The 7,334-nt window shown below is 68.9% G+C and carries 9 protein-coding genes and 1 pseudogene; 2 read left to right on the forward strand and 8 right to left on the reverse strand.

Going from position 1 to position 7,334, the window contains the following annotated elements; all coding sequences use genetic code 11:
- Positions 1-632 precede the first annotated feature (632 nt).
- Entirely contained in the window at positions 633-1,256 is a 624-nt protein-coding gene (locus AB0K09_RS26815; protein ID WP_366067968.1) for a DUF6192 family protein, read from the forward strand.
- Here AB0K09_RS26815 and AB0K09_RS26820 read toward each other — a convergent pair.
- The 7 genes from AB0K09_RS26820 to AB0K09_RS26850 all read right to left on the reverse strand — a co-directional run bounded on the left by AB0K09_RS26820 (position 1,222) and on the right by AB0K09_RS26850 (position 5,595).
- Positions 1,222-2,280, reverse strand: a complete 1,059-nt coding sequence (locus AB0K09_RS26820) for a class I SAM-dependent methyltransferase (protein ID WP_366067969.1) — start codon at positions 2,278-2,280, stop codon at positions 1,222-1,224. The genes AB0K09_RS26815 and AB0K09_RS26820 overlap by 35 nt on opposite strands.
- 373 nt (positions 2,281-2,653) lie before the next feature.
- The gene (locus AB0K09_RS26825) at positions 2,654-2,971 is read right to left on the reverse strand and encodes an abortive infection family protein (RefSeq protein ID WP_366067970.1); all 318 of its coding nucleotides are present in this window, start codon (positions 2,969-2,971) and stop codon (positions 2,654-2,656) included.
- Between the two features lie 11 nt (positions 2,972-2,982).
- A complete protein-coding gene (locus AB0K09_RS26830; RefSeq protein ID WP_366067971.1) occupies positions 2,983-3,507 on the reverse strand; it encodes a hypothetical protein in 525 nt (174 codons plus the stop codon).
- Between the two features lie 16 nt (positions 3,508-3,523).
- Positions 3,524-3,904 (reverse strand): hypothetical protein, encoded by a 381-nt coding sequence (locus AB0K09_RS26835; protein WP_366067972.1) that lies wholly within the window; start codon positions 3,902-3,904, stop codon positions 3,524-3,526.
- 121 nt (positions 3,905-4,025) lie between these two features.
- Positions 4,026-4,172, reverse strand: coding sequence for a hypothetical protein (locus AB0K09_RS26840; protein WP_366067973.1), 147 nt, complete (start codon positions 4,170-4,172; stop codon positions 4,026-4,028).
- 507 nt (positions 4,173-4,679) lie between these two features.
- A complete protein-coding gene (locus AB0K09_RS26845) occupies positions 4,680-5,087 on the reverse strand; it encodes a DUF3052 domain-containing protein (protein WP_366067974.1) in 408 nt (135 codons plus the stop codon).
- Positions 5,088-5,382: 295 nt separating this feature from the next.
- Positions 5,383-5,595: a cold-shock protein gene (locus tag AB0K09_RS26850; protein WP_366067975.1), complete on the reverse strand. Its 213-nt coding sequence runs from the start codon at positions 5,593-5,595 to the stop codon at positions 5,383-5,385.
- Positions 5,596-6,527: 932 nt separating this feature from the next.
- Between AB0K09_RS26850 and AB0K09_RS26855 the strand changes: the two genes are divergently transcribed.
- Positions 6,528-6,968: a hypothetical protein gene (locus AB0K09_RS26855; protein WP_366067977.1), complete on the forward strand. Its 441-nt coding sequence runs from the start codon at positions 6,528-6,530 to the stop codon at positions 6,966-6,968.
- A gap of 23 nt (positions 6,969-6,991) precedes the next feature.
- Here AB0K09_RS26855 and AB0K09_RS26860 read toward each other — a convergent pair.
- Positions 6,992-7,334 (reverse strand): annotated as a pseudogene (locus tag AB0K09_RS26860) (ATP-dependent DNA ligase); the annotation flags it as partial.

Raw genomic sequence — 7,334 nt, forward strand, 5'->3', positions numbered from 1 at the left:
CGCCTCACCAGCGAGAACACCATCTCCTGGCGCGACCCGACGAAGGCTACTTAACACCCAATCTCGGGATGAAACATCGGGCGAAAACGACCTCTGAGTGCCCGTTTCCGAAGTCGCTGACGTGATCTCCTGGCGGGTCTAGCCTGGTGGGGTGGCCGATGGTGACGGGCGGGTGCCTGTCCGGTACTGCCTGGCCTGTGGTGAACGGCTTCGGACGGGTGCGGGTCCGCGGGTCCGGTTCTGCTCGGCGGTGTGTCGTTCCAGGCAGTGGCATCAGGCCCGGCGGGTGCGGGCGAGGGTGGCCTCGTTGCGGGATGCCCGGGACGCTGCCGAGTGCCCGTCGTGCGGGACGCGGTGGACGCCGGGGGTGGAGCATCCGGCCGGGACGGTCTACTGCTCGCCGAAGTGCCGCACGAGGGCTTGGCGGCGGCGACAGGAAGGGTTCGGAACAGCGTCACAGTGACGCCGATCTGAACGCTCTTTTTGGCGAATTCCCGCCGGTTCTGACCGAGTTGACACCGAGGGTCGTTGACGATCCCGCGGAGGTGGACGCTCCGAAAGGAGCAAGGGGCCGCGGGTTCCCTTGGCGGCCCTTGGTGCCGCGCCCGGCCCCGTGAGGGGTGGTGATCAGCTTGTCCGAGAACATCGGTCAGGTCACCCGGAAGCGTTACGAAGAGATCGTCGCCGCTGACCGCCGACTCGTCGCCCAGATGGGGCGGGCGATGTTCACGATCGGCGACCACGCACTGGAAATCGAGCCGATGCGCCCGCACGGCGGCTCGGTGGCACACGAGGACGAGTTGTTCGGTGTCCGCAGGTCCTTGCAGCTCTACGCCGACGACATCGGGTTATCGCTGAGTACGGTGCTGAACTACCGGTTCACGTCCCACCGCTGGCCCATCGACCGGCGCCGGGAAGGCGTCTCCCACAAAGTCCACACGATCCTGGCGTCCATCCAGGATGAGAACGAGCGGTTCGAGGCGGTCGGCAGCCCGCCCGTCGACGACGTGTCCGGCACGCGGCGGTGGACGACGAACCTGGCCAAGAAGCACGTCGGTCGTCGGCCGGACCGGCCCGGGACGGTTCAGGAGAAGGTCGACCGCGTCCACGATCTGGCTGTGGGAACCGCCCACAACGACCGGCCGCCTCCAAACTCCACCAACACGATCCCAAACGCCCGTCACCCTCGGATGACGCGGTGCCTCATTCCGAAACGATCAGTTAGTCCCGCCGGGCGATCAGTCGATAGGCGTTAGACCAGCCCGTTCGGCGCGCGAGGGGCGCGACGGCCAGGTCGAGGGCGTAGAGAATCACCAGGGCGGGGCTGGCAGCGGCAAACAGGAAGGCGCGGGTCCAGCGGGCGGTGGTACGGGGTCGGCGTGGTGCCCAGGGCGTGTCGGGAGCGGGCAGGGCAGCGTTGAGCAGGTGCAGGGCGGCACAGGAGAGGTCGGCGGGGAGATGGGCCGCGTGTCGGTCAGCCGTCACCACGGTGAAGCCTGCCGCGGTCACGCCCTCACGCAGGGTACGCAGGGGCATCAAGTGCAGGTGCTGGGGCTGGACCCATTGGCTCCACCACTGGCCGAGCCGGTGGCCGGCCCGGCATTCGGGGTCGGGCACTTCGATCAGCAGGTGGCCCCCAGGCCTCAGAACCGTGCGGGCCGCGATCAGCTCTTGCCGCGGGTCAATGGTGTGTTCGAGGTAGTGGTGCATACTGACGACGTCGTAGCGGCCGGTAAGGCGTGACGCAAGGTCAGTGAAGGAGCCACGGTAGCCGTGGGTGATGCGGCCGCGGTCCTTGGCGATGTCGACGCCTTCGCTCCGATCGAGACCTTCGAAGACGGTGGTGGGCAGCAGCTGGCGGGCTGTGGCACAGAAGTGGCCATGGCCCAAGCCCACGTCCAGCCAGCGTTCGGGCGTGCACAGAGCACGCATCGCCTTAGCCCGTGAGCGGTAGAGCCTGGTGTGGGCGGGTGAGGTGAACAGGCGTTGGGCCGTCTTCTCGCCCAGACCGTCGTAGAGGTCCCGGTAGTAGAACTCCAGACCTTCGGGAGTCAGCTGGGGGTTTTGGAAGACATGCCCACATTGGGTGCACTCATCTAGCGTGAAGGTCCCCGGCTTGCCCTGGATCCGGTCGGTGGTACGCAGACGCCGTCTGAGGCGTGGTGAGGCGCACCAGGGGCAGGTGGAAAGCTTCGGACCAAGGAACCGCTCCACCCCGTCGGCCAGGTCCCGCTGGTAGCGAGGCCGTAGCGTTGCGACCTGCCGGGCACGCGCCGTCACAACCGCTTCCCTTCTAGCCGGTGTCATACGGACTACATGAACATCAATGGCCTGAAACGGGAGAAGGGGCCGCGCGCCGACGCTTGGCTCCTACGGTTCCCGGAACCTCGTCGGCTCACGGCCGCCAGAATCGAAACCGTCAACACCGCGGCCGTCACCGGCACGAGCCTACCGGCCATCCCACTCATACGATCCCCCCGCACGCTCGGGAACAACCCGGCGATCGGCGCCGCCCCTTCTAACCACCCGCCACAGGTAAAGGTTACGGATCCATCGGCGCTGGCGACCAATTGCAAAGGGCCGGTTTCGTGGCAGTGCCCGACAAGGCCAAACGCCAGCCTGTGTCAGTACAGGGTGGCCAGGCACCTTCGTGTCAGCGAGTGCAACACCACTGAACTCTCCGCCAGGGGGAATCGGGGTCTCCAAGGGTGTCGAGCATGAGCTGGCACCAGGTGATGGCCGCGTTGGCGGCCAGTTGGGCGTGGCGGATTCCGAGGTTAGTGGGTGCGGTGGCCTGGCCGTGTCCAGTGCCGTACCCGCGGTTGCGGAGCTCCGCCACGCCGACAGCGATCGAGGCCACGCCACCGAGGATCTTCTTCACGGCGTCCGTGCCGTCCGGACCGGGGGTGACGGATGAGGCGCCGCCTCCTGGGCGGCCAGCAGCACGGGGCATAGAAGCCGTCGAAGGCATGGGCTCTCCGCTCAGGGGTGCGCTCCCTGCCTGTGGGCGGGACCGTCTGGCCCCTGGAGGCGTTCGAGGATCTCGCGCCGTTCCTCGGCCTCCCGCAGCAGGAGCGCGGTCTCGACCTCCGGGTCGCGGTGCGCTTCGATCGCCGAGCGCAGTACGCCGGCCAGGACGTCGGGCGGGAGCGCTTCGGCCTGGGTGGTGGAGTGGCCTGGGAACGAGCGGTGGTCGGTGACCTTCCGCGGTGCGGTCGGCAGGTCGTGGTCGGTGATCTGCTGCTCGGTGACTGCCAGGCGCTCGAAGACGACGTCCGCGCCCGGAGCGTCCACGGCGGCGAACGCGGCGACGTCCTCGGCCAGCGCCGAGAACAGGTGGACACCGCTGGGGTCCCAGTCGGAGATCACGAAGATACGCAACCCCCGCTGCCGGTCGGCCCCGGCGCGCAGCGCGGCGGCCCGCTTGGCCGGCAGGCCGTTGAACCCCGAGCCGGAGTACACCGGCACGCCATAGGGGTCGGCGACGGTCACGAGCTGGTTGACCATCCCCGCCGTCTGACGACTACACCTCCAGCCGCACCCTCTGGCCGGCCTGCCGGTCCAGACGGAAGGCACGCGCGGCCTCAAGCAGGGCCTGGTGGAAGTCGGCCGGGCCGGCGTAGGCCACGGGCACGGCGGTGTTCTCGGTGTCGTCGCGCAGCGCCTCCCACGGGATCCGGCCCGAGCGGCGGGCCATGCCCAACACCTCGACCAGGCGCTTGTAAGTCCTCTCCTCCTTCACCAGCACGCCGTCGGAGATCAGCGAGTACCACACCTGGCGGATCGTGAGCGGCAACTGCGCCGCGTAACGATCCAGGACCCGGTCCACCGCCACCAGCAGCTCGACCGTCCGAGGACGAGGCCGCCACCACGGCTGGTAGCCGCGCGGCCGCTTATCCGGCATCCGGAAACACCTCCCCACGGAAAGGACGTCGTGGCGTCCTTCTTCCAGCATCCCGCGCCGGACGCCTCCGTCAGCGCCCCGCCCGGCGCCCGCGCGGACACTGCCCGGGCCGGAGACCGGCCTACTCGGGGAACTTGAGGAAGGCCGTCTGGACCCGCAGCAGGTGGGTGTCGGGGCTGGTGTCCTCGTAACGGTCGAGGACCTGCTGCCAGCGGCCGGCGGCGAAGTCCTCGCGGGCCTGCTCGTCCTCGTCCAACCCGCAGGCCATCGCGAGCTTCGCGCCCTCGCGCAGCCTCCTGCTTCGTGGCGTACACCCACACATCCAGCCGGCCACTGCCGCTGTATCCGCGGTGCGCCAGCGTCCACACCGCCGGATCCCGCCTCGTCTCCACCGTGCCGCCCGGCCGGTACAGGCGGGAGGAGACCTGCCGCTTGATGAAACCGGAGTAGTCAGCCACCCGGGCACCGTAGTGCCTGCCCAACCACGTCACGGCCGTATTGCCCGAAGCCCGCCCGCACCAGGGCGCAGCGCTTGACGGCACGCGCCCGGTAGCGGCCACCAGCACACGGCCGGCGCTGTCGCACCGCCCGAGGGCAGGGCTCTCGGCCCGGCCCTGCCAGCTGTCCTGTCTCAGCGAAGATTGACTGATCTCACTGAAGGTTGATGGCCCGCCAGGATGTCTCGCCGGAGGCTGACGCATGGGGCTGATGGAGGCGTCAGGCCCGCCGCCGTGTGTAGGTGGCGCGGAGCGGGCCTGGCCGTAGGTCTGGGCGGTTACCGTTTGGGGGCGACCATGCGGGTGCCGGTCCAGCCCTTGCTGATGCTGATGGACTTGGTCTGGGAGAGGCCGGCGCTCTGTGAAGCCTCGATGATGTCGCTGGGTTCGACGTATCCGTCCCGTCCGGTCTTCGGGGTGAGGAACCAGATGACGCCGCCGTCTTCGAGCCGTCCGATGGCGTCGACCAAGGCATCGGTGGGGTCACCGTCCCCATCGCGGAACCACAGGAGCACGACGTCGGCCACGTCGTCGTAATCCTCGTCGACCAGGGCCTGGCCGGTGATCTCCTCGATGGCCTCGCGGAGTTCCTGGTCGACGTCGTCGTCATGGCCGATCTCCTGGACGACTTCGCCAGGCTGGAAGCCCAGCCGGGCCGCAGGGTTGGTTCGGTCTTCTGTGGTCATCACTGCCTCCGGCATCACTGGACGCGCCTGTCGCGGCCCTGCTGTAGCCAACCAGATACCCAGAGTGCTCGCGAGTGGTCCGCTCGGGTTGCGGGCACACCGCGCCGAAACATGCTCGGGCGAGGTCAAGCTTCAGTGAGATCGGTCAACCTTCGCTGCGACAGGACACCAGCAGGTGTCCTGTGTCAACGAACCTTGAGCGCGTGCCATCGAAGCTTGCGTGCCAGCACGTCGCCCCGGAGCGAGTCGGCTCCGGGCCACGGCCGTGCTGTGCGACGGCGCTGGTGCGGCAGACTCATGCCTCCGGCATGACCTCGTCCGCCTGCATGCCCTTCTGTCCCTGCACCGCGACGAAGGACACCTTCTGCCCTTCCTTCAGGCTCTTGAACCCGCTGCCCTGGATCGCCCTGAAGTGTACGAAGAGGTCGGGACCACTTTCGGGGGTAATGAAGCCGAACCCCTTCTCATCGTTGAACCACTTCACGGTGCCGTTCTGGCGCTCAGCCATGTCCACTCCTCAATTGCGTACGTCGGTTGGGCGTAGAGGACGCCCAGCGAGTTGATCATCCCTGCTCGAAGAGACCGATGAAGGGATTCAGGGCGACTGGCTGGTAATCGCCGGACCCTGTCAACCGGTTCCAAAGCGGCGGACCGCCTGGCCAGGCGCTGATCAACCTTCGGCGGCACACGCTCAGGGTTCGATGGCACGGGACAGCAGGCGCCCGCCGGGGCGTCCCCGACCCCGGGCATAGAATCGAACTTGCGAACGAGAAAGTCCCGGATCTCTACCCCCCGGACCTTGACCGCCTCCGGGTCCTGCAGACCTACCTCCGCTACCAGCTCGCGGAGGTGGACACCCGGATCCGGAAACTGCAACAGCGCGACCACCCGGCACCCGACCGCACGGCGCCGGGCGGCGCACCGGGCAGCCAGACGCCTGCGGGCCGCGAGCTGAAATGGTCGCGGTTCCTCCCAGGCCGGCCAGACACCGGCGGCGGAGTGCTGCACCGCGGGGACTGCCCGCAGGCCGGCGGCGGCGGCTTCGCTCCTGACCACGAGCGAAGCGCGTCTGATCCTCGCCGAAGACGGGGTCCAGCCCTGCCCCCGATGCCAGCCACAACACCGACTGCAACAGGAAACACCGCCCTCGTAGACCTCCCCGCGCCGCGCCAGCGGGGCAAGCCGCAGAAGACCCGGCGGGATCGCGGGAGCCTGCGAGACCTTCAAAAATCGCCGGAGTTCCCCAATTGGGGAACTCCGGCTCAATGGCAGGGGTCACGGCCTCGACCGAAGCCTCGGGGGCGCCTTCCATGCCGTGGAGGCCCCCGAGCGGCTCCGGTGCTGCCGGGTGTCCTGGAAGGGCAGGACGCCGTTGTGCCGGGCATGGACCTCCACGCGCTGGCACACGCCGGCTCTCGGCTGCACCGAGCCGCCCGCTCCATGGCCACCGCAGTGGAAGCAGCGGCCGACGGCAACGACCCCCTGGACGACGAGGCCAAGGCGGCGGTCAGAGCGTTCAACCAGGCGCACCGGTTGGTCGAGCAGGCCCATGACGACGTGCTGGTCACCTACGCGCTCGGGCAGCTGCGCATCGGCGCGCCGGAGGACCGGCCCGCGCGCCTTCCCCACGCCTACCGCGCACTCGCGGACACGACCGGCGGGACCGCGGGAGCCTGCGAGACCTTGCTACCCGGCATGGTGGCCGGCGGACGGCTGGCTGGGGCATGCCGGGACCTGAGCGCGGCCGTGATGCTGCTGGCGCCCATGCTCGGCCCTCAGATCGCTGCCGGGGTCGGGCAGACGCCGGTGCACCTGGCCACCGAGCTGCAGCTGGTCGCGGAAACAGCCGATACGGCCGCGGGAACGCTGCCCGCCTCTTGACCATGAGCCGCGGACGAGGAGCGTCAGCCGGCTGAGGGCCGGGCACCTTCACCGAAGCGCGGGACGTCCTCCGGGGTGACATCGGTACGGACCCGCACCAGCCGGAGCGGGTGCCGGTGGGTACCGCTGTCGATACTGGTATCCGCCTGAACTTCCGCGACGAGCTCGGGCACCACCAAGACGACATCCAGAGCCTCCCGACTCCCCCATGCAGCCGAAAACCGCATCCCCACCCACGGATGGCCAGGACCAGCAGGACGCAGCTGTCCGGCCAGCTGCCGGGCGGCCTCCGCCTTCAGCGACGAGGTCCGGCCCACGGGACGCAGGCGGCCCGTGTCGTCGTAGCGGCCCAGAAGCAGCAGCTGC

This window comes from Streptomyces sp. NPDC049577 (genome assembly GCF_040675635.1).
GTDB lineage: Bacteria > Actinomycetota > Actinomycetes > Streptomycetales > Streptomycetaceae > Streptomyces.

Bases quoted from the DNA above. Each gene is read 5' to 3' on its own strand.
- AB0K09_RS26825 (WP_366067970.1), bottom strand. From the start codon at position 2,971: ATGCCTTCGACGGCTTCTATGCCCCGTGCTGCTGGCCGCCCAGGAGGC.
- AB0K09_RS26830 (WP_366067971.1), bottom strand. From the start codon at position 3,507: ATGGTCAACCAGCTCGTGACCGTCGCCGACCCCTATGGCGTGCCGGTG.
- AB0K09_RS26835 (WP_366067972.1), bottom strand. From the start codon at position 3,904: ATGCCGGATAAGCGGCCGCGCGGCTACCAGCCGTGGTGGCGGCCTCGT.
- AB0K09_RS26840 (WP_366067973.1), bottom strand. From the start codon at position 4,172: ATGGCCTGCGGGTTGGACGAGGACGAGCAGGCCCGCGAGGACTTCGCC.
- AB0K09_RS26845 (WP_366067974.1), bottom strand. From the start codon at position 5,087: ATGACCACAGAAGACCGAACCAACCCTGCGGCCCGGCTGGGCTTCCAG.
- AB0K09_RS26850 (WP_366067975.1), bottom strand. From the start codon at position 5,595: ATGGCTGAGCGCCAGAACGGCACCGTGAAGTGGTTCAACGATGAGAAG.
- AB0K09_RS26855 (WP_366067977.1), top strand. From the start codon at position 6,528: ATGGCCACCGCAGTGGAAGCAGCGGCCGACGGCAACGACCCCCTGGAC.